At 74.0% G+C, this 19,125-nt stretch carries 21 protein-coding genes; 12 read left to right on the top strand and 9 right to left on the bottom strand.

Going from position 1 to position 19,125, the window contains the following annotated elements:
* Positions 1-103 precede the first annotated feature (103 nt).
* The 5 genes from ACFV4G_RS25515 (at position 104) to ACFV4G_RS25535 (ending at position 2,812) form a co-directional block, all read left to right on the top strand.
* Positions 104-262 (top strand): DUF4177 domain-containing protein, encoded by a 159-nt coding sequence (locus tag ACFV4G_RS25515; protein ID WP_380444195.1) that lies wholly within the window; start codon positions 104-106, stop codon positions 260-262.
* The gene (locus ACFV4G_RS25520; protein ID WP_380444197.1) at positions 259-726 is read left to right on the top strand and encodes a RidA family protein; all 468 of its coding nucleotides are present in this window, start codon (positions 259-261) and stop codon (positions 724-726) included. The genes ACFV4G_RS25515 and ACFV4G_RS25520 overlap by 4 nt, the downstream gene beginning before the upstream one ends.
* A 72-nt stretch (positions 727-798) precedes the next feature.
* On the top strand, positions 799-1,662 hold the full coding sequence (locus tag ACFV4G_RS25525; RefSeq protein ID WP_380444199.1) for an NUDIX hydrolase: 864 nt from the start codon (positions 799-801) through the stop codon (positions 1,660-1,662).
* 146 nt (positions 1,663-1,808) lie between these two features.
* Complete coding sequence (locus ACFV4G_RS25530; protein ID WP_380444201.1) at positions 1,809-1,982, top strand: hypothetical protein; 174 nt, start codon at positions 1,809-1,811, stop codon at positions 1,980-1,982.
* Complete coding sequence (locus tag ACFV4G_RS25535) at positions 1,979-2,812, top strand: MBL fold metallo-hydrolase (RefSeq protein WP_380444203.1); 834 nt, start codon at positions 1,979-1,981, stop codon at positions 2,810-2,812. Before ACFV4G_RS25530 ends, ACFV4G_RS25535 begins: the two co-directional genes overlap by 4 nt.
* Positions 2,813-2,896: 84 nt before the next feature.
* Here ACFV4G_RS25535 and ACFV4G_RS25540 read toward each other — a convergent pair whose 3' ends face one another.
* On the bottom strand, positions 2,897-3,571 hold the full coding sequence (locus ACFV4G_RS25540) for a Crp/Fnr family transcriptional regulator (RefSeq protein WP_030240972.1): 675 nt from the start codon (positions 3,569-3,571) through the stop codon (positions 2,897-2,899).
* Between the two features lie 264 nt (positions 3,572-3,835).
* The gene (locus ACFV4G_RS25545) at positions 3,836-5,134 is read right to left on the bottom strand and encodes an MFS transporter (protein WP_380444205.1); all 1,299 of its coding nucleotides are present in this window, start codon (positions 5,132-5,134) and stop codon (positions 3,836-3,838) included.
* A gap of 106 nt (positions 5,135-5,240) precedes the next feature.
* On the opposite strand from ACFV4G_RS25545, the gene ACFV4G_RS25550 reads away from it, so the two are divergent.
* On the top strand, positions 5,241-5,822 hold the full coding sequence (locus ACFV4G_RS25550) for a CGNR zinc finger domain-containing protein (protein ID WP_380444207.1): 582 nt from the start codon (positions 5,241-5,243) through the stop codon (positions 5,820-5,822).
* 133 nt (positions 5,823-5,955) lie between these two features.
* Here the strand turns inward: ACFV4G_RS25550 and ACFV4G_RS25555 are convergent, their stop codons facing one another.
* Complete coding sequence (locus ACFV4G_RS25555) at positions 5,956-6,570, bottom strand: RraA family protein (protein ID WP_359975306.1); 615 nt, start codon at positions 6,568-6,570, stop codon at positions 5,956-5,958.
* A gap of 150 nt (positions 6,571-6,720) precedes the next feature.
* The gene (locus ACFV4G_RS25560; protein ID WP_380444209.1) at positions 6,721-7,536 is read right to left on the bottom strand and encodes an alpha/beta fold hydrolase; all 816 of its coding nucleotides are present in this window, start codon (positions 7,534-7,536) and stop codon (positions 6,721-6,723) included.
* A 366-nt stretch (positions 7,537-7,902) separates the two neighbouring features.
* Here ACFV4G_RS25560 and ACFV4G_RS25565 point away from each other — a divergent pair, with 366 nt between their 5' ends.
* From ACFV4G_RS25565 to ACFV4G_RS25585, 5 genes are all read left to right on the top strand, one after another.
* Positions 7,903-8,331, top strand: coding sequence for a hypothetical protein (locus ACFV4G_RS25565; RefSeq protein ID WP_380444211.1), 429 nt, complete (start codon positions 7,903-7,905; stop codon positions 8,329-8,331).
* A gap of 89 nt (positions 8,332-8,420) precedes the next feature.
* Positions 8,421-9,290, top strand: coding sequence for an endonuclease III (gene nth, locus ACFV4G_RS25570; protein WP_380444213.1), 870 nt, complete (start codon positions 8,421-8,423; stop codon positions 9,288-9,290).
* A complete protein-coding gene (locus tag ACFV4G_RS25575; protein WP_380444215.1) occupies positions 9,287-10,036 on the top strand; it encodes an NUDIX hydrolase in 750 nt (249 codons plus the stop codon). Before nth ends, ACFV4G_RS25575 begins: the two co-directional genes overlap by 4 nt.
* Positions 10,037-10,082: 46 nt before the next feature.
* The gene (locus ACFV4G_RS25580) at positions 10,083-11,267 is read left to right on the top strand and encodes a MarP family serine protease (RefSeq protein WP_380444217.1); all 1,185 of its coding nucleotides are present in this window, start codon (positions 10,083-10,085) and stop codon (positions 11,265-11,267) included.
* A 265-nt stretch (positions 11,268-11,532) separates the two neighbouring features.
* Positions 11,533-12,234 (top strand): metal-dependent hydrolase, encoded by a 702-nt coding sequence (locus ACFV4G_RS25585; protein WP_380444219.1) that lies wholly within the window; start codon positions 11,533-11,535, stop codon positions 12,232-12,234.
* 124 nt (positions 12,235-12,358) lie between these two features.
* Here the strand turns inward: ACFV4G_RS25585 and ACFV4G_RS25590 are convergent, their stop codons facing one another.
* The 4 genes from ACFV4G_RS25590 to nhaA form a co-directional block, all read right to left on the bottom strand.
* Positions 12,359-12,568, bottom strand: a complete 210-nt coding sequence (locus ACFV4G_RS25590; RefSeq protein ID WP_329927312.1) for a hypothetical protein — start codon at positions 12,566-12,568, stop codon at positions 12,359-12,361.
* A gap of 132 nt (positions 12,569-12,700) precedes the next feature.
* Positions 12,701-13,768, bottom strand: a complete 1,068-nt coding sequence (locus tag ACFV4G_RS25595) for an alpha/beta fold hydrolase (protein ID WP_380444221.1) — start codon at positions 13,766-13,768, stop codon at positions 12,701-12,703.
* A gap of 76 nt (positions 13,769-13,844) precedes the next feature.
* On the bottom strand, positions 13,845-14,321 hold the full coding sequence (locus tag ACFV4G_RS25600) for a phage holin family protein (RefSeq protein WP_380444223.1): 477 nt from the start codon (positions 14,319-14,321) through the stop codon (positions 13,845-13,847).
* A gap of 343 nt (positions 14,322-14,664) precedes the next feature.
* On the bottom strand, positions 14,665-16,149 hold the full coding sequence (nhaA, locus tag ACFV4G_RS25605; RefSeq protein WP_380444225.1) for a Na+/H+ antiporter NhaA: 1,485 nt from the start codon (positions 16,147-16,149) through the stop codon (positions 14,665-14,667).
* A 347-nt stretch (positions 16,150-16,496) separates the two neighbouring features.
* Between nhaA and ACFV4G_RS25610 the strand changes: the two genes are divergently transcribed.
* On the top strand, positions 16,497-17,795 hold the full coding sequence (locus ACFV4G_RS25610) for a serine hydrolase domain-containing protein (protein WP_380444227.1): 1,299 nt from the start codon (positions 16,497-16,499) through the stop codon (positions 17,793-17,795).
* A 172-nt stretch (positions 17,796-17,967) separates the two neighbouring features.
* Here the strand turns inward: ACFV4G_RS25610 and ACFV4G_RS25615 are convergent.
* Positions 17,968-19,125, bottom strand: a 1,158-nt coding sequence (locus ACFV4G_RS25615) for an acetate--CoA ligase (protein ID WP_380444229.1), incomplete at its 5' end; no start/stop codon positions are given.

The following is a 19,125-nucleotide window of genomic DNA, read 5'->3' on the forward strand; positions in this document are numbered from 1 at the left end:
CACCGGGGGGACCGGGCCTGAATCATGCCCGGTTTGTGGGCCACCTCACACGCCGGTCCGTCAGCGGGGCCGATCGCCGCGGCCGCTCGTCTAGAGTCTGGCCATGACCAAGTGGGAATACATGACGGCGCCGCTGCTGGTGCACGCCACCAAGCAGATCCTGGACAACTTCGGCTCGGACGGCTGGGAGCTGGTCCAGGTCGTGCAGGGTCCCAACCCGGAGACCCTGGTGGCCTACTTCAAGCGGGAGAAGAACGCATGAGCAAGGTCGAGTCGAAGCTCGCCGAGCTGGGTCTGAGCCTGCCGCCGGTGGCCGCCCCGGTCGCCGCGTACGTCCCGGCCCTGCGCGCGGGCGAGTTCGTGTTCACCTCCGGCCAGCTGCCGGTCGTCGACGGCAAGCTGCCGACCACCGGCAAGGTCGGCGCCGAGGTGTCCCCGGAGGAGGCCAAGGAGCTCGCGCAGACCTGCGCGCTGAACGCCCTGGCCGCCATCAAGTCGGTGATCGGTGACCTCGACCTGATCGAGCGCGTCGTCAAGGTCGTCGGCTTCGTCGCCTCCGCCCCCGACTTCACCGGCCAGCCGGCCGTGATCAACGGCGCCAGCGAGCTGCTCGGCAAGGTGCTCGGCGAGGCCGGCGTGCACGCCCGCAGCGCGGTCGGCGTCGCGGTGCTGCCGCTGGACGCCCCGGTCGAGGTCGAGCTCCAGGTGCGGGTCAAGAGCGCCTGACCGCTCCGGTCGTGATCATGAAGGCGGGGTCGGGCCTGTCCAACCCCGCCTTCGTGCGCTTAGCATCCGGGCATGGACCATCGAGCCACGACGCTCCCGATGCCGCCCGGCTGGCCTGCCCGGATCCGGGCGGTCGACTCCGGCGCGGCGACCCCGCCGGCGGCGAAGCCCGCCGCGACGGTGGTGCTGCTGCGCGACGCCGCCACCGGGCCCGAGGCCTACCTGCTGCGCCGCCGCACCTCGATGGCCTTCGCCGCCGGCATGTACGCCTACCCGGGTGGCGGGGTGGACCCGCGGGACGCCGAGGCCGAGCTCGCCTGGGCCGGGCCCGGCCCCGAGGAGTGGGCGCGGCGCCTCGGCGTGGACGCCCGGACGGCGCAGGCGGTGGTCTGCGCGGCCGTCCGCGAGACCTTCGAGGAGGCCGGCGTGCTGCTGGCCGGCCCGGACGCGCGGAGCATCGCCGAGCCGCGCGACTGGAGCGCCGAGCGGGCCGCGCTGGAGGCCCACGAGCTGTCCTTCGCCGACTTCCTCCGCGCGCACGGCCTGGTGCTGCGCAGCGACCTGCTGGGCGGCTGGGCCCGCTGGATCACCCCGGAGTTCGAGGAGCGCCGGTACGACACCTGGTTCTTCGTCGCCGCCCTGCCGTCCGGCCAGCGGGCCGCGCTGGAGGTCGGCGAGGCGGACCGGGTGGCCTGGATGGCGCCCGCCGAGGCGGTCCGCGGCTACGACGAGGGCCGGTTCGGCATGCTGCCGCCGACCGTCACGGTGCTGCGCGAGCTGTCGTCGGTGCGGAGCGCCGCCGAGGCGCTGGCCGCGGCCGGGCAGCGCGCACTGGACCCGGTGCTGGGCCGGGCCGAGGTCCGCGGCGACCGCATGACCGTTCGATGGCCTGGGTATGACGAGCTGACCATCGACGGCGACTTCCCCGAAGCCTGAGCCCGGCCCGCGAGCCCTTCGCGGACCCTTCGCAGGCCCCCTCCGCAGACTTTTCCCAGCCCCTTCCACAGACCCTCCACAGACCCTCCGCAGACCCGAGCACCACCGCAGGGACTCCACCACCGCAGAGAGAGGACCGACGCCCGATGACCCACAACGACGTGGCTCGCCGGACGGCACCCGAGATGCCCGCCCGCCGCCTGACCCCGCGCACCGCCGCCTGCGACCAGCCGGTCCCGTTCATCGAGGTGGCCCAGCGGGCCCTCGTCCGGGCGCTGCCGCTGCGCGCCCTGCACCGCGACGGCGAGGGCGGCCGGTGAGCGGACTCCTCCCGGGTGACCCCGCCGCCGAGGTCGGCGGCGAGGCCACCCCGCGGGCGCTCTGCGTGCTGGCGCCGAACCCGTCGCCGATGACGCTGGACGGCACCAACACCTGGCTGCTCTCCGAGCCCGGCTCGGACCTCGCGGCGGTGATCGACCCGGGCCCGCTGCACGAGGGCCACCTGCGCCGGGTGATCGACCTCGCGGAACAGCAGGGCAAGCGCGTGGCGCTCACCCTGCTCACCCACGGCCACGCCGACCACTCCGAGGGCGCGGCCCGCTTCGCCGAGCTCACCGGCAGCAAGGTCCTGGCGCTGGACCCGGCGCACCGGCTCGGCTCCGAGGGCCTGGTCGGCGGGCAGCGCCTGGACGTGGGCGGCCTGGACCTGCGGGTGGTCGGCACCCCCGGGCACACCTCGGACTCGCTGACCTTCCACCTGCCCGCCGACGGCGCGATCCTCACCGGCGACACCGTCCTCGGCCGCGGTACCACGATGGTCGCCCACCCGGACGGCCGCCTGGGCGACTACCTGGACTCGCTGCGCCGCCTGCACACGATGGCCTCCGAGCACGGTGTGCGGACCGTCCTGCCCGGTCACGGGCCGGTGCTCGCGGACGCCCTGGGCGCCGTCGACTACTACCTCGCCCACCGGGCCACCCGGCTCGCCCAGGTGGAGACGGCGGTCGAGGCGGGCTGCCGGACCGCGGCCGAGGTGGTGGCCCGGGTGTACGCGGACGTGGACCGCGCGCTGTGGCCCGCCGCCGAGCTATCGGTGCGGGCGCAGATGGAGTACCTGGAGGAGCACGGGCTGATCCCGTACCTCGACTGACCGGCGGGAACGCCGAAGGGCCCGGCCTCCTCGACGGAGGGCGGGCCCTTCGGCACGCCGGGGCGCCCCGGGAAGCCGGGCGGGTCAGCGCGAGCGGCGCGACAGCCGCTCGACGTCCATCAGGACGACGGCACGGGCCTCCAGCTTCAGCCAGCCGCGGCCGGCGAAGTCGGCGAGCGCCTTGTTGACCGTCTCGCGGGAGGCGCCGACCAGCTGGGCGAGCTCCTCCTGGGTGAGGTCGTGGGCGACGTGGATGCCCTCCTCGGACTGCACGCCGAAGCGGCGGGAGAGGTCGAGCAAGGCCTTCGCGACGCGACCGGGCACGTCGGAGAAGACCAGGTCGGACATCACGTCGTTGGTCCGGCGCAGGCGGCGGGCGATGGCCCGCAGCAGCGCGATGGACACCTCGGGGCGGGCGTGCAGCCAGGGCTGGAGGTCGCCGTGGCCGAGGCCGAGCAGCTTGACCTCGGTCAGTGCGCTGGCGGTGGCGGTGCGCGGGCCCGGGTCGAACAGCGACAGCTCGCCGATCATCTCGCTGGGGCCGAGGACGGCGAGCATGTTCTCGCGTCCGTCCGGCGAGGCGCGGTGGAGCTTGACCTTGCCCTCGGCGACGACGTACAGCCGGTCGCCCGGGTCGCCCTCGTGGAACAGCGACTCACCACGGGCGAGGGTGACCTCGGTCATGGAAGCGCGCAGCTCGCCGGCCTGTTCGTCGTCGAGTGCCGCGAAGAGTGCGGCGCGCCGCAGAACGTCGTCCACGTGCTTCCTCCTTCTCGGCCGGTCGGCGGGTGGGCCGTCCGGCGCAAGTTCCGTTCTGTGCTCTGCATCACCAAGCATGGCGCATGTCGCTCCGATCATATGAGGAGGGGGTGCACCGAGGTGTCCTTCGCGGGGCCATTCGTACGGTTCGGTCCCCGTGTCCGTGCGGTGGGCGCCGGTCGGCGCGGCGACGCGCCGAACCGGGGTCGCCCGGCCCCTCCCCCGAGCGGGCCCGACGACCCCGGTGGTCCGGGTGGGCGCCGGTCAGGCGGCCGGCGGCGGCAGGGCGCGCAGCCGGCTGACCGGCGACAGGGCCAGCGGGACGAGCATCAGCGCCGAGCCGACGGCGATCGCGACGAGGCCCCGGCGCAGCCCGAGGGCCCCGCCGATGACGCCGCCGAGCAGTCCGCCCAGCGAGCCGCCGCCGAACAGCAGGGTGCGGAAGGCCGCGTTCATCCGGCCCATCAGCGGCTGCGGGGTCAGGGTCTGGCGCAGGCTGACCATCACCACGCCGGCCACGGCGAGGCCCAGGTAGCCGATGAAGAACGAGCCGACGAACAGGGCCGTGCGCACCGGCTTCGGGCCGTCCGCGAACGCGACCAGCAGCGGGCTCGCGAAGATCGCCGCCATCGACACCGCGTAGACGGGTCCGAGCCGGAACCGCCTGACGACCCGCCCGGAGACGGCCGCGCCGACCAGTCCGCCGACCGAGGAGGCGGAGAACACGACGCCGATCCAGGTGGGCGTCAGTCCCTGGTCGCGCACCGCGTACAGGACGAACACCGTCCACACCGAGACCATCGAGAAGTTGCAGAACGGACCGAGCAGCGCCAGCGGTCGCAGGACGCGGTCGCCGAACACCCAGCGCAGGCCCTCGGCCAGCTCCCGCCCGAGGTGGCGGCCCGCCGCGGGCGGCTCGGGGCGCGGTTCGGGCGTGCGGATCCACAGCAGCGTGAGCAGCGAGACCAGGTAGGAGAAGGCGTCCGCGACCAGTGCGACCGGCGCGGTCAGGGCGCCGATCAGCAGTCCGGCCAGGCCGGGCCCGGCCACGTCCGCGGTGGAGGCGGTGACGCCGAGCTTCTGGTTGGCCTCGACGTAGTGCTCCGGGTCCTTCACCAGGGTCGGGACGAAGGACATCCAGCCGACGTCGAACAGGACGGAGAAGACGCCGATCGCGCAGGCGAGTGCCAGCAGCACCGGCAGCGTCAGGCGGTGGGCCGCGGCCAGCAGCGGGACCAGTCCGACGAGCACCATCCGGGCGCCGTTGGCCAGCAGCATGGCGCGCCTGCGCGGCATCCGGTCGACCAGGACGCCGAAGACCAGCGCGAGGCCGAGGTAGGGCACCAGTTGCAGGAAGCGCAGCAGGCCGACCTGCTCGGGCGTGGCGTCGAAGGCGATGACGGCGGTGAGCGGCAGGGCGAGCGTGGTGACCTGGCTGCCGAGGAGCGAGAGGGTCTCGCCGGACCAGAACTTGAGGAAGTCCCGGTTGTGCCGCAGCCGGGCGGTCGGCGGCCGTTCGGCCGGACGGGTCTGCGGGCCGGGTCCGATCGCGGTGGCGGTCATCCGGTGGTACTCCCCCCGAGTCGATTCTTATGGTTGAGGGCTGATCAACCGTGAGAATCATGACAGTCGGACTTGATGGTTGCAAGGGGTGGCTACCATTAGGTCCATGGCTTCCGACACTGCTCAGGAACACCCGGCCCCGTCCTCCCCGGGCCTGCCGCTCGCCGTCGCGTTCGCGAACACGCTGGTCGCCGTCCGCGGGAAGGTCCGGGACACCGTCGCGACGCCGGAGGAACTCGCCGGCTGGCTCGGGTCCGAGGCCGACGCCCCCGGGCTGTCCGTCGACGAGGCGGACCTGGCCGCGTTCCGGGCGCTGCGCGACGCGGTCCGCGCCGTCCTGCACGCGCACGCCGAGGGGGAGCCGGTGCCCGCCGCCGAGGTCGGGCGGATCAACGAGGCGTCCGCCGCCGCCCCGCGCTGGCCCGTCCTGACGGCCGCCGGAACCGGGATCGCCGTCGTCCAGCGGACCGGCCGCGACGGGTTCCCCGCCGCCCTCGCGGCGCTCGCCCACGGCACCGCCGACCTGCTGGGCGGTCCGCTCGCGGCCGACCTGCGGGCCTGTCACGGGCCGGGCTGCGTCCAGTTCTTCGTCAAGGACCACCCGCGCCGCGAGTGGTGCGGGCCCGCCTGCGGCAACCGCGCCCGTGCCGCCCGCCACTACCACCGGCAGCGCGAGCAGCCGGTCTGACCTCCGGGGAAACCCGACGCCCGGGAAAACCCGACGCCCCAAGGAAACCAGGCCTTCGGGGAACCCGGCCCCGGAGAAAAGCAGTACGCCCCGGAGGACGGTTCCTCGGGGCGCACGGGGTGCCGGGGGAGTGTCAGGCGGTGAAGCCGACCTCGCCCAGGGCCTTCTCGATCTTGGCGCGGTGGGCCGCCTCCCACTCGTCCAGCGTCTCGGCGGCCTCCTTGGCCAGCTTCGCCCGGGCCGCCGCCAGCGTCTCCTCGCGCCGGGCGGCCGGCACCACCACGACGCCCTCCTCGTCCGCCACGACGACGTCGCCGGCCGCCACCAGCACGCCGCCGCACCGGACCTCGCCGCCGTGCGAGCCGAGTGCCCGCTTCGCCCCCGGGATCGGGATCACCCCGCGGGCGAACACCGGGAAGCCCGCCTCGCGCACCTCGCCGAGGTCGCGGATCAGGCCGTCGGCCACGAACGCGGCCACGCCCCGGCGCTGCGCGACCGCGCAGACGTTGCCGCCGGCGAGGGCGTGGTCGAGGTCGCCCGACTCGACGACGATGACGTCGCCGGGCGCGGCCCGGTAGATCGCCGCGTGCAGCATCAGGTTGTCGCCGGGCGGGCACTGCACGGTGAAGGCCGGTCCGGCCACCCGGGGCATGCCGGCCCACAGCGGGCGGACGCCGATGTCCATCACCTGGGCGCGGCCGAGCAGGTCGGCCAGGGTGGTGGTGGGAATGTCCGCGAACTGGTCCATCTGTGCCCCCGTCGTTCTCGACTGTTCGGTCGGTGCTCTCGGCGCATTATCGGACAGGCCGCGGCGGTGGCTCCGGGCGGCGGGGTATCCGGGCGGCAGGTGTCGGGGCGGCAGGTGTGCGGGTGGTCGGCCCGTCGGGCGGTCGCCTCGTCAGGCGGTCGGGCGGGCGAAGAACTCGGCCAGCACCGGCGCCAGGATGTCGGCGGCCACCTCGTGCGTCTGGTCCGCCAGCGTCCGGTACTCGGCGCCCGGCACGGCGGCCGCGACCTCGCGGGCCGGCGCGCGCAGCAGTTCCGGGCTGGCCCCGCCGTCCAGCACGAGCGCCGGGACGGCCACCCCGGCGAGGACCTCGGCCGGAACCGACCCGCCCGCCGCCGTGCCCACCGCGGCGGCGTCGTACGCGAGCGTGGGCGCGACCGCCTCGAAGGCCGGCCACATCGGCGCGCCGCGCATCTGGTCCACCATCTCGGCCGGCATGCCGACGAAGGCCATGAACCGGGCGGCGGCGTCGCTGCGGCGCCCGTCCGCGAGCGCCTCGGTCAGGTCGGTCACGTACGCGTCGAACCGCTCGCGCTGCCCGTCCCCGGTGCTGAACGGCGGCTCGTAGACGGCGATCCGGCTGATCGCGACCCCGCTCGCGGCGGCCCGCAGCGCGAGCGCCCCGCCGGAGGAGACGCCGATCACGTGGGCCGTGCCGCCGGTGGCCGCGATGACGGCCGCGAGGTCCTCGATCTCGCGCTCGACGGCGAACGGCGCGGTGTCCGCGCTGCCGCCGCGCCCGCGCCGGTCGTAGGTGTAGACGGTGTGGTGCGCGGCCAGCTGCTCGGCGACCGCGGCACCGGGCCCGAACGCCCGGTGGCAGAGGGCGCCGTCGACGAAGACGACGGCCGGGCCGGAGCCGGTGACGGTGTAGGCGATCTCGGTGCCGTCGGTGGAGGCAACGGTGCGGGAGGCAGTGGCGTTCACGGTGGGTCCCTTCGGGGCGTCGCTCGGGGTGAGTCGCTTTCGTAGGGGTAGACCGGGCGCGGGCGCGGAACTCATCGCTCTCCGGCGGATATTCCTTCGGGTCTTTTTTCGACGGTTCCACCGGATGCCGACGGTGCCGCGGCCGGACGCGCCCGAGCTCCGTCCACAGCCTGTGGACGGAGCTCGGGCAGGTTGGTCCGTGTGCACCACGAGGGCCGGCCGTCCCCTTGGCGACAGCGATCGACAGCTCGCCGCCGCCCGGCCCCTCACCGTGCCGATCATGCTTCTGACCATGACAGATGTCATTCCGGACCAGTGCCGCTCGACACTGACGGGCCCTCAGCGTCCCTCCGTAGTGTTCAGGCCATGGAGATCACGAAGAACGCCCCGACCGCCGCCCGCCGCACCGAGTGGAGCCTCGCCCTGCTGGGCGGCCTCAAGCACGGCGGCGAGTTCACGGCCCGCGAGCGCACCGTGCACGTCGCCGCGGTCGGCGGGGCCAAGCTCGACCACACCGACGCCGAACTCCCGGCCGGCCCGACCCACCTGGTCAAGGCGGCCGTGGTCGGCGGCGCGGAGCTGGCCTACCCCGAGGGCGCCTCGGCCGAGGTGGACGCCTTCTCGGTCCTCGGCGGCGTCGACCTGACCGTCCCGGTGGGCACCACGGTCGAGGTCCGCGGGTTCTCGCTGCTCGGCGGCCGCAGCCAGGGCGTGGTGGGCGAGCCCGGCGGCGCGGTCGTCAAGGTGCGCTCCTACTCGCTGGTCGGCGGCGTCAAGGTTCGCCAGGGCAGCTGACCCCCGCCCCGCTCGCCCCGCCCGGCCCGGTGGGGCCGGTGACGGCCAATGCGGCGCACGGGTTCGGCCGTCCGGCGTAGCCTTCGTCCATGGCAGAGAGCAAGGTCCGGAAGGCGGCGGCACCGAAGGCGAAGCCCGCGGTGAGGCCGAGGAAGCCCGAGTCCCGGCTGGCGATGGTGCGGCGGGCGCGCAGGATCAACCGGGAGCTCGCGGAGCTGTACCCGTACGCGCACCCGGAGCTGGACTTCGAGAACCCGTTCCAGCTGCTGGTGGCCACCGTGCTGTCGGCGCAGACGACGGACCTGCGGGTGAACCAGACGACGCCCGCGCTGTTCGCCCGCTACCCCGCCCCGGAGGACATGGCGGCGGCGAACCCGGAGGAGCTGGAGGAGATCATCCGCCCGACCGGGTTCTTCCGGAACAAGGCGAAATCGCTGATCGGCCTGTCGGTCGCGCTGCGCGACGACTTCGGCGGCGAGGTCCCGGGCCGCCTGGAGGACCTGGTGACCCTGCCCGGCGTCGGCCGCAAGACCGCCAACGTCGTCCTCGGCAACGCCTTCGGCGTCCCGGGGATCACCGTCGACACCCACTTCGGCCGCCTGGCGAGGCGGTTCGGCTGGACCACCGAGGATGACCCGGTGAAGGTCGAGCTGGCCGTCGGCGAGATCTTCCCCAAGTCCGAGTGGACGATGCTCTCGCACCGCGTGGTCTTCCACGGCCGCCGGATCTGCCACTCCCAGAAGCCCGCCTGCGGGGCCTGCCCGATCGCGCCGCTCTGCCCGTCGTACGGCGAGGGCGAGACGGACCCGGAGAAGGCCGCGAAGCTCCTCAAGTACGAGATGGGCGGCCGACCCGGCCAGCGGCTGAAGCCCCCGGGGGACTTCCCCGGCGAGGCCGCCGCGCGCGCCGACGCCGCCTCCCACCAGGGGCACGTCGCGGACCTGGCGGTGGGCGAGTGAGTGCGCCCGGGCCCGCGGTGCGGGAGATCGAGCGGGACGGCCTGCCGCGGTGGCTGGAGCCCGTCCGGGACGCGGCCGAGCGCGTGCTGCCCGAGCAGCTGAGCCGCTTCCTGCCGCCGGTGGAGGACGCCCGCACGGCCGCGGTGCTGATGCTCTTCGGGGACGGCGGGCAGGGCCCCGACCTGCTGCTGATCGAGCGGGCCCGCTCGCTGCGCTCGCACGCCGGGCAGCCGTCCTTCCCGGGCGGCGCGCTCGACCCGGAGGACGGCGACCCGGACGGTCCCGGACCGATCGCGGCGGCGCTGCGGGAGGCCTGGGAGGAGACCGGCCTGGACCCGGCCGGCGTGCAGGTGTTCGCCGCGCTGCCCGCCCTCTACATCCCGGTGAGCCGCTTCGTGGTGACCCCGGTCCTCGGCTGGTGGCGCGAGGAGTCGCCGGTGCGCCCGGTGGACGCTGGGGAGACCGGCGCCGTGTTCCGGGTGACGATCGCCGAGCTCGCGGACCCGGCGAACCGGGTCCGGCTGCGGCACCCGTCCGGTCACCTGGGCCCGGCGTTCGCGGTGGCCGGCCGGCTGGTCTGGGGCTTCACGGCCGGGGTGATCGACCGGGTGCTGCACCACAGCGGCCTGGAGCGGCCCTGGGACCCGTCCCGGATCGTCGACCTCTCGGACGACGCGCTGGCCCTGGTCCAGGGCGACACCGAAAGCTCGCGCGCGCTGCTGGGCCGCGAGGCCGGGACCTCGTGAGGGGCCGTCCGCACGGCCGTGCCGCCGGCCGTGGGAGGGTGTCCGGGTGAACGTCCTGGATGTGCTGCTGATCCTCGCCGCCGTCGGTTTCGCCGTGTCGGGCTACCGGCAGGGCTTCGTGGTGGGCGTGCTGTCCGTCGTCGGCTTCCTCGGCGGCGGCCTGGTCGCGGTGCAGCTGCTGCCGCTGCTGCTCGACCACCTGAGCCCCGGTACGACGGCCTCGGTGGTGGCCGTCGTCGTCGTGATCGTGTTCGCCGCGATAGGCCAGGCGGTCACCACGCACTTCGGCTGGAAGCTGCGCGGCCACATCGACCGGCGTCCGGCGCGGGTGCTGGACGCGGCCGGCGGGGCCGTCGTCAACGTGATCTCGATGCTGCTGGTGGCCTGGCTGATCGGTTCCGCGCTCGCCGGAACGTCCCTGCCGACGGTCTCCAAGCAGGTCCGCTCCTCGGCGATCCTCGGCGGCGTCCAGGACGCGCTGCCCGGTGACGCGCCGAACTGGTTCTCTGACTTCTCCAAGGTGCTCGCCCGCAACGGCTTCCCCCAGGTCTTCAACCCCTTCGAGCACGAGCCGATCACCCAGGTCGACACGCCCGACCCCGCGCTGGCCGCCAGCCCGGCGGTCGCGAAGGCCAGGCAGAGCCTGGTCAAGGTGGTCGGCACCGCCACCTCCTGCGGCAAGACCCTGGAGGGCAGCGGCTTCGTCTTCGCGCCGCACCGGGTGATGACCAACGCCCACGTGGTCGGCGGCGTCGACGAGCCGACCGTGCAGATCGGCGGCGTCGGACAGCTCTACGACGCGACGGTGGTCCGCTACGACTGGCAGCGCGACATCGCGGTCCTCGACGTGCCCAAGCTCAACGCGCCCCCGCTGACCTTCGCGGGGGAGGCCAGGACCAACGACAGCGCGATCGTGGCCGGCTTCCCCGAGAACGGCGCCTTCAACGTCCAGCCCGCCCGCATCCGCGGCCGCATCCAGGCCAACGGCCCGGACATCTACCACCGCGGCCAGGTCGTGCGCGACGTCTACTCCGTCCGCTCGCTGGTCCGCCAGGGCAACAGCGGTGGACCGCTGCTCACCCCGGACGGGCAGGTGTACGGCGTGGTGTTCGCCAAGTCGCTGGACAGCGCGGACACCGGGTACGTGCTCACGGCGGCCGAGGTGAAGGACGACGCCGAGAAGGGCGGCTCCGCCTCGGGGCGGGTGGACACCCAGGGCTGCGCGCTCTGACCCGGCCCGGGCCGGCCCGCCGCCGTGGGCCGCCCGGTCGCCGTCGGCGGGCCCGTCGTCGTGGACGGGCTCGCCGCGGGCCCGTCGTCGTGGGTGGGCTCGCCGTGGTCGGGCGGCCCGTTGGGCCGCGGTCGGCGCGCCGGTGCGGCGGGTCGGATATCCGTCGGACCGTCAGTCCGCCCTGGTAGCCTCGGCCGCGCTCACCCGTTCGGCTCAATCCGGCGCCGGTGCCGGAGTGAGGTCGACGGGAGGTCGTGGTAGTCCGATGATGGGTCACTCGCACGCGGTCAGCGGGGCGATGCTGTACGCGGCCTCGGCGCCGTTCCTGCCCCCGCTGCTGCTGCACACCACGCTCCAGCCGGCGGACATACTGATGGGCACGGTGCTGTGCGCGGGCGCGGCCCTGCTGCCCGACCTCGACCACCACGACGGCTCGATCGCCAACTTCCTCGGCCCGCTCTCCAAGGCGCTCTGCCGCTTCGTGGCCTGGGCCTCCGGCGGTCACCGGCACGCCACCCACTCGCTGCTGTTCGTCGCGCTGATGGGCGGCGGCACCTGGGCGGGCGTCACCTTCCTGGGCCGCAACTTCACCCTCGCGGTGACGTTCTTCCTGCTGGCGCTCGCGATCCGGGCGCTGCGGCTCTGCCCGCCCGGCGACGGCCCGGAGGCGTGGATCACCGTCGTCGGCCTGGCCGCGCTCGGCACCTTCGGGATGAACACCTGGATGCCGAACGCCCCCGGCTGGCTGCCGTACGCGGTCGGCCTGGGCACGCTGGCGCACCTGCTGGGCGACTGCCTGACGAAGAAGGGCGCGCCGCTGCTCTGGCCGCACAAGGAGCGCTACGAGATCGTGCTGATCAAGCGCAGCGGCAACAACGTCGAGACCAAGGTGCTGGTGCCGATCATGGCGGGTGCGACCTTCGTCCTGCTCTGGTTCACGGCGCTGTCGCCGACGATCGTGAACTGACGCGTGAACTGACGCGTGAACGGACGCCTGAACGGACGCGTGGGACCGGTGCGACGACCGTGAGCAGGCTCGTACTGCCCGGGTGAACCGGGCGGCACGTCGTTGACGACCGCGGCGCGGGACCTCAGGTCTCGCGCCGCAGCCGTGCGCCCACCCAGCGGGCGCGCCGGCCGAGGATGTGCGGGATGCCGAGCTGTCGCTGCGCCGCTCGCTGACGGCGGTCCGTGCCGTCGTAGCCGAGGTCGTCCGCCCAGTCGGTACGGGGGGCGGACCGGTGCGGGCTGTTCTGGCGTCGGCCGCGCGATGCGCCGCCGCGATCGGGCATCCAGGTCATACCGGAATGGATGCCCCTGGGCCGGTCGGGGTAACCGTCCGGACGCCATCGAAAGTGGCCTATGCGTTTGTCATATGAGCGCAACATCAAGGGAGTTGAGGTGGGCAGGGGTGACGGTCCTGCCCGGAGCGCTCACTCCTTGTGCAGACCGACCCAGTCCAGCAGCTCGGCCGTGAACTCCGCCGGCGCCTCCTCGTGCGGGAAGTGTCCGACGCCCGGCATCAGCCGCCACCGGTACGGCGCCGCCACGTACTCGCCGCCGCCGAGCGCGGTGTGCGACAGCAGCACCGGGTCCGCCGCCCCCTGGACGTGCAGCGTGGGCGCGGCGATCGGCTTCTTCATCCGGCGGGCGAACTGGATGCCGTCCGGACGGGCCATCGACCGCAGCAGCCAGCGGTACGGCTCGATCGAGCAGTGCGCGGTGCTGGGGATCCGGATCGCCTGCCGGTACGCGTGCACCGCGCCCTCGTCCAGCTTGTCCGGCCCGGTCCACTCGTCCAGGTAGCGGGCGACCAGCGCGGCGTCGTCGGCGACCAGGCGGCGCTCCGGTATCCACGGCCGCTGGAAGCCCAGCACGTGCTCGAAGGCGGCGATCTGCTTGCGGTCGGTGAGCAGTGCCCGGCGCAGGTCCCGCGGGTGCGCGGCGGACACCACGGTAAGGCTCTGGATCACCGACGGGCGCATCACCGCCGCCACCCAGGCCAGCGTGCCGCCGGAGGCGTGCCCGACCAGGTGGGCCCGGCGCTCGCCGAGCGAACGGATCACCCCGGTGATGTCCAGGGCGAGGTTGCCCGGGTCGTACCCGCGGGGGGTGCGGTCGCTGCCGCCGATGCCGCGCAGGTCGAGCGCGACCGCCCGGTAGCCGGCCTCGGCGAGCGCGGTCAGCTGGTGGCGCCAGGCCCACCAGTACTCCGGCCAGCCGTGCACCAGCAGCACCAGCGGGCCCTCGCCCAGCTCGGCGATGTGGAACCGGGCGCCGTTGGCGGCGAGGTCGCGGTGCGTCCACGGGCCGTCCTGCCGGATGCTCCAGGCCTCGGCCGCGGAGCTGCCGGGCGCCTCGGCCCCGGCGTCGCCCGGGGCCTTTCCGGCGCTCTCGCCGACGCCGTCCGCGGCCTTCGCGGCGGCCTCCCGGCCGGGCTCCCGGACGGGGCCGGAGTCGGCGGGCGGCTGCGCGGGCACGGGCTTCTGGTCAAGCGGCATACCGAGAGCGTGTCACATCCGTGCGCCGGACACGCGCCCGGCACTCGGAGTCGGTGCGCCCGGCGGGGCCCCGTCCTTACGGGATGCGGCCCAGCGCCCGGTCGATCTCCTCCTTGGTGGCCGGCCGCGGACGGGCGTTCTTCAGCACGTCGGCGGTCTTCTGCGCACCCTCGATGGTGCGGACCGGCTTCTCGATCTTCTTGAAGGAACGCCAGGCCAGCATGCCGAGCAGCACCGCGAGCAGCAGGTAGGCACCGGCCACGATCAGGAACGACCAGCCGAGCGACAGGCCCAGCGCGTGGATGCCGAAGGCCGCCGCGGCGCTCAGCATCGGGACGGCGGCCAGTGCCACCACGCCGGCGACCGTCAGCGACACGCCGCCGGAGACGCCGCGCTTGACGTCCGCCCGCAGCTCGGCCTTGGCGAGCGCGATCTCGTCGTGGACCAGCGCGGACAGGTCGGCGGTGGCCGCCGCGAACAGCTGCCCCACCGAACGCTCGCCCTCGTAGGGCGCCCGGCCGTTGCTGGACGGGTCTGCGGCTCCTGCGGGCATCAGCGGTTCTCCTCTGCGGCTGTGCGGCGTGACGCCGCCGCGCGGTGCGGTCCCGGGGGCCGGAGGGGGCCCGGGGGCGTCAGTGGACTGTCGACAGCTCAGAATCATGCCCCTACCGGCCAGTCGCACACCACTCCGGGGCCCCGCCGGGGGGACGTGTCCCGGAGCCCGAGGCCCCCCGGGGGCCCGGGGCGGGCCCCTGTGGTGCCGCAGGGGCCCCGTGGGTGTCGGGGGCGCCGGACGGGCGCCGGAGCGGGCCACGGGGCCCTGAGCGACCCTCAGCAGCCGTCCGGCGCTCCGGGGTGGTGCCGGTGGTCGGGATGGGTGGAACCGGCGGCCGGCTTCAGCGGGCCGCGCCCGGACCGGCGGCCGGACCGGCGCTCGGCCGGTCGTTGCCGGGGTGGGGCCGGTCGTGGCCGGGAGCCGGTCGGTCGCCGCCGGGGTGGGGCCGGTCGTTGCCGGGGTGCGGTTGCTCGCTGCCGGGGCGCGGCGCGAGCTCGGCCACCCGGGCCTGCCAGGCCGGGTCGTCCGGCTGGTAGACGTCCGGGACGCCGTCGCCGTCCGTGTCCCGGTCCTCCTCCTCGCACAGCGCGCGGTAGTGCCGGTTGCGGAGCTTGAGCAGCACGGTGGCGACCACCGCGCACAGCAGCGAGCCCACCAGGACGGCCGTCTTCGAACGGTCGGCGAGCGCCAGGTCCCCGGGGAAGGCCAGCTCGCTGATCAGCAGCGAGACGGTGAAGCCGATCCCCGCGAGCACCGCGACCGCGAACATGTCGGCCCACTTGAGCTGCGGGTTCAGCTCCGCCCGGGTGAACCGGGCGACCAGCCAGGTGCCCCCGAAGATGCCCACCGTCTTGCCGACCAGCAGCCCGAGGACGATGCCGAGCGGCGTGGCCTGGGTGAACACCTCGCGCAGCGCCGGGCCGGAGATCGTCACCCCGGCGGCGAACAGCGCGAACACCGGGACGGCCAGCCCGGCCGACAGCGGCCGGACCAGGTGCTCGATGTGCTCGCCGGGGGAGTGCTCCTCGTCGCCCTCGCGGTGGCAGCGCAGCATCAGGCCCATGGCGACGCCCGCGACCGTGGCGTGCACGCCGCTCTCGTGCATCAGCGCCCAGATGACGAAGGCCAGCGGCACGAACAGGTACCAGCCGTGCACCCCGCGCCGGTGCAGGAACCAGAACAGCGCCAGGCCGACGAAGGCCAGACCGAGCGCCCAGAACTTGATGCCGGAGCTGTAGAAGACCGCGATGATCAGGATCGCGATCAGGTCGTCCACGACGGCCAGGGTGAGCAGGAAGGCGCGCAGCGCCGAGGGCAGGTGGCTGCCGACCACGGCCAGGACGCCGAGGGCGAAGGCGATGTCGGTGGCGGTCGGGATCGCCCAGCCGCCCGGGTGCCCGCCGCTGCCCGAGTTGATCAGGGCGAACAAGGCCGCGGGCAGCGCGACACCGCAGACCGCGGCTATGACGGGCAGTACGGCGGCGCTCGGACTGCGCAGCTCGCCCGCGACGAACTCGCGCTTGAGCTCGATCCCGGCGACGAAGAAGAAGATCGTCAGCAGGCCGTCCTTGGCCCAGTCGCCGAGCGTCAGGTCCAGGTGCAGCGGGGCGGACGGGCCGACGGTGTGGTCGAGGACGCTCTCGTACGCGCCCGGCCAGACATTGGCCCAGACCAGCGCGACCACGGCGGCGACCAGCAGCAGGATGCCGCCGACCGTCTCGGTGCGCAGTGCCTCGGTGATGTAGGCGCGCTCGGGCAGGGGCAGCCGGCCTGGGAACTGCCGGCGGCGGGTCGTCGGCTCGTGGACGGGCGGCTGTCGGGTCACGCTCGGACCTCCTGCGGGCTGGGAACGGCAAACGGATGCACACGTGGTGCAAAGTGCCGACCAGACTTCCCGGCGCGCCCTGTGACGCCCGGATTCCTGTTCGAGGACCTTGATGCGTCCTTAGCAGTCTAACGGGAACGTCCGAGTGACATCCGGATTGTCCTACCTAAGGACTTAAGCCCTGGTGCTGTGTTCTGCACCCTCGCGGAGCACCGGCGCCGCACCCGAATGGCCCCGGCCGCGTGCAGACGAGTGAACGCGTTCCTATCGTCGGATGCAGGCGCCGCCCGATCCGGGCCCAGGCGTCATCCCCCGTCAAACCCCTTGCGCCGCTTCGGAGGCACCCCATGCCCAGACCGCCCCTCTTACCCGGTGAGACCGTCGTGTCCGCCGCTCTGCCCGCCGGCCCCTCCGGCCCCTCGGGATCATCCGACCCCTCCGGCCCTGGTGGCACCTCGGGCCCCTCGGGCCCCTCGGGCCGCTCTGGCTCCGACGAGCCCGAGCTCCCCACCGACCTCGACCACCTGCTCCGCCCGCTGTTCCACGCGGCCGGTCCCGGCGGGGGAGTCGCCGTCGCGGTGATCCGCGGCGACGAACGGACGGTCGCCTGCCGGGGACGCTCCGACCGTTCCGGCCGGCGCCCGGTCCGGGCCGACACCCGGTTCGAACTCGGTTCCGTGACGAAGACGTTCACCGGACTGCTGCTCGCCGAGATGGCCGCCCGGGGCGAGGTCCGGTACGACGACCCGATCGACCGTTACCTGCCTGCCGACGCCGCCCCCGGCTATCCGCACGAGCGGCCGATCACCCTGCTCCACCTGGCCACCCACACCTCGGGCCTGCCCCGGCTGCCGGTCGGCCTGCTGCCCGCGATGGCACCCCGGTGGTTCACCAGCCCGTACGACACGTTCGGCCCGGCCCACCTGCTCAGGGCCCTGCCGCGGACCCCCGTTCGGGGCACCCCCGGCACGCACGTGCGCTACTCGAGCCTCGGCTGCGGACTGCTCGGACTGCTGCTGGCCAACGCGGCCGGACAGCGCTACGACGACCTCCTGGCCGCCCGGGTCTGCGGGCCGCTCGGCCTGGTCGACACCTCCAGCGGCCCCGGCCGGGAGGAGGTCGCCGGGTACCGGCGCGGGCGCCGGGTGCCGTCCTTCCGGCTGCCGGCCCTGCCGGGCGCGGCCGCACTGCGCTCGACCGGCGACGACATGCTCCGCTACCTCCAGGCGCACCTGTCGCTGGACGCCGTTCCGCTCCCGGAACGGGCCGACGCGGCGGTGCTGCGGACGGCGCTCGGCGAGGTCCGCCGGCCGCGGGCGGGCCGGCGCCGGGGTGGTACCACCCGGATCTGCCTGGGCTGGAACCAGCGGTCGGTGCCCGCGGGGGCGGACCCGGACGAGGACGACGGCGAGGAACTCGTGTTCCACGCCGGCTCCACCCGGGGCTTCACCGCCTTCGCAGGCTTCAGCCCGCGTGCGCAGGTGGGGCTGGCGGTGATGGCCAGGGCACGGTCGCTGCGCAGCCGCGGCTTCGTCCAGAGCGCGTACGAGACCCTGCGGACCCTGACCGCGCAGCGGCGCGGCCCGGTGGGTCTGGACGCTCTGGAGACGCTGGAAGCTCCCGCGACGGTCGAGGGCAGGCGGTGACGTCCAGGTGGCGGGAGTCCTGTGACCTGTGACGGACCGTCCGTACGACGACGGGGCCCCGGGCGGTCATCACCGCCCGGGGCCCCGCCCGTTGCCTCACTCGGGTGTCAGCGCTCCGAGATCAGCGCTCCGAGATCAGCACTCCGATGTCAGTACCCGGGTGTCAGCGCGCTCAGCCGTTGCCGCCGGAGGGCGGGAGCTGGGCCTGGATCTGGCTCATGACGGTGCTGTCGGCGAGGGTGGTGGTGTCGCCGACTTCGCGGCCTTCGGCGATGTCGCGCAGGAGGCGGCGCATGATCTTGCCGGAGCGGGTTTTGGGGAGTTCGCCGACGACCTTGATCTGCTTGGGTTTGGCGATGGGGCCGAGGGTGCGGCCGACGTGGGCGCGCAGTTCGTCGACGAGGTCGGGGGTTTCGGTGATGCCGCCGCGCAGGATGACGAAGGCGACGATGGCCTGGCCGGTGGTGGGGTCGGTGGCGCCGACGACGGCGGACTCGGCGACGGAGGGGTGGCCGACGAGGGCGGATTCGACCTCGGTGGTGGAGATGTTGTGGCCGGAGACGAGCATGACGTCGTCGACGCGGCCCAGGAGCCAGATGTCGCCGTCCTCGTCCTTCTTGGCGCCGTCGCCGGCGAAGTAGCGCCCTTCGAAGCGGGACCAGTAGGTGTCGATGTAGCGCTGGTCGTCGCCCCAGATGGTGCGGAGCATGGAGGGCCAGGGTTCGGTGAGGACGAGGTAGCCGCCGGAGCCGTTGGGGACCTCGGTGCCGTTGTCGTCGACGACGGTGGCGGCGATGCCGGGCAGGGCGCGCTGGGCGGAGCCGGGCTTGGTCTCGGTGACGCCGGGCAGGGGGCTGATCATCATGGCGCCGGTCTCGGTCTGCCACCAGGTGTCGACGATGGGGGCCTTGCCGGCGCCGATGTGTTCGCGGTACCAGATCCACGCTTCGGGGTTGATGGGTTCGCCGACGCTGCCCAGGACGCGCAGGGTGGAGAGGTCGAACTTGGCGGGGATGTCGTCGCCCCACTTCATGAAGGTGCGGATCGCGGTGGGGGCGGTGTAGAGGATGGTGACGCCGTACTTCTGGACGATCTCCCAGAAGCGGCCCTGGTGGGGGGTGTCGGGGGTGCCTTCGTAGATGACCTGGGTGGCGCCGTTGGCCAGGGGGCCGTAGACGATGTAGGAGTGGCCGGTGACCCAGCCGATGTCGGCGGTGCACCAGTAGACGTCGGTCTCGGGCTTGAGGTCGAAGACGGCGTGGTGGGTGTAGGCGGCCTGGGTGAGGTAGCCGCCGGAGGTGTGCAGGATGCCCTTGGGCTTTCCGGTGGT

The organism is Kitasatospora sp. NPDC059747, from assembly GCF_042732955.1.
Lineage (GTDB): Bacteria > Actinomycetota > Actinomycetes > Streptomycetales > Streptomycetaceae > Kitasatospora.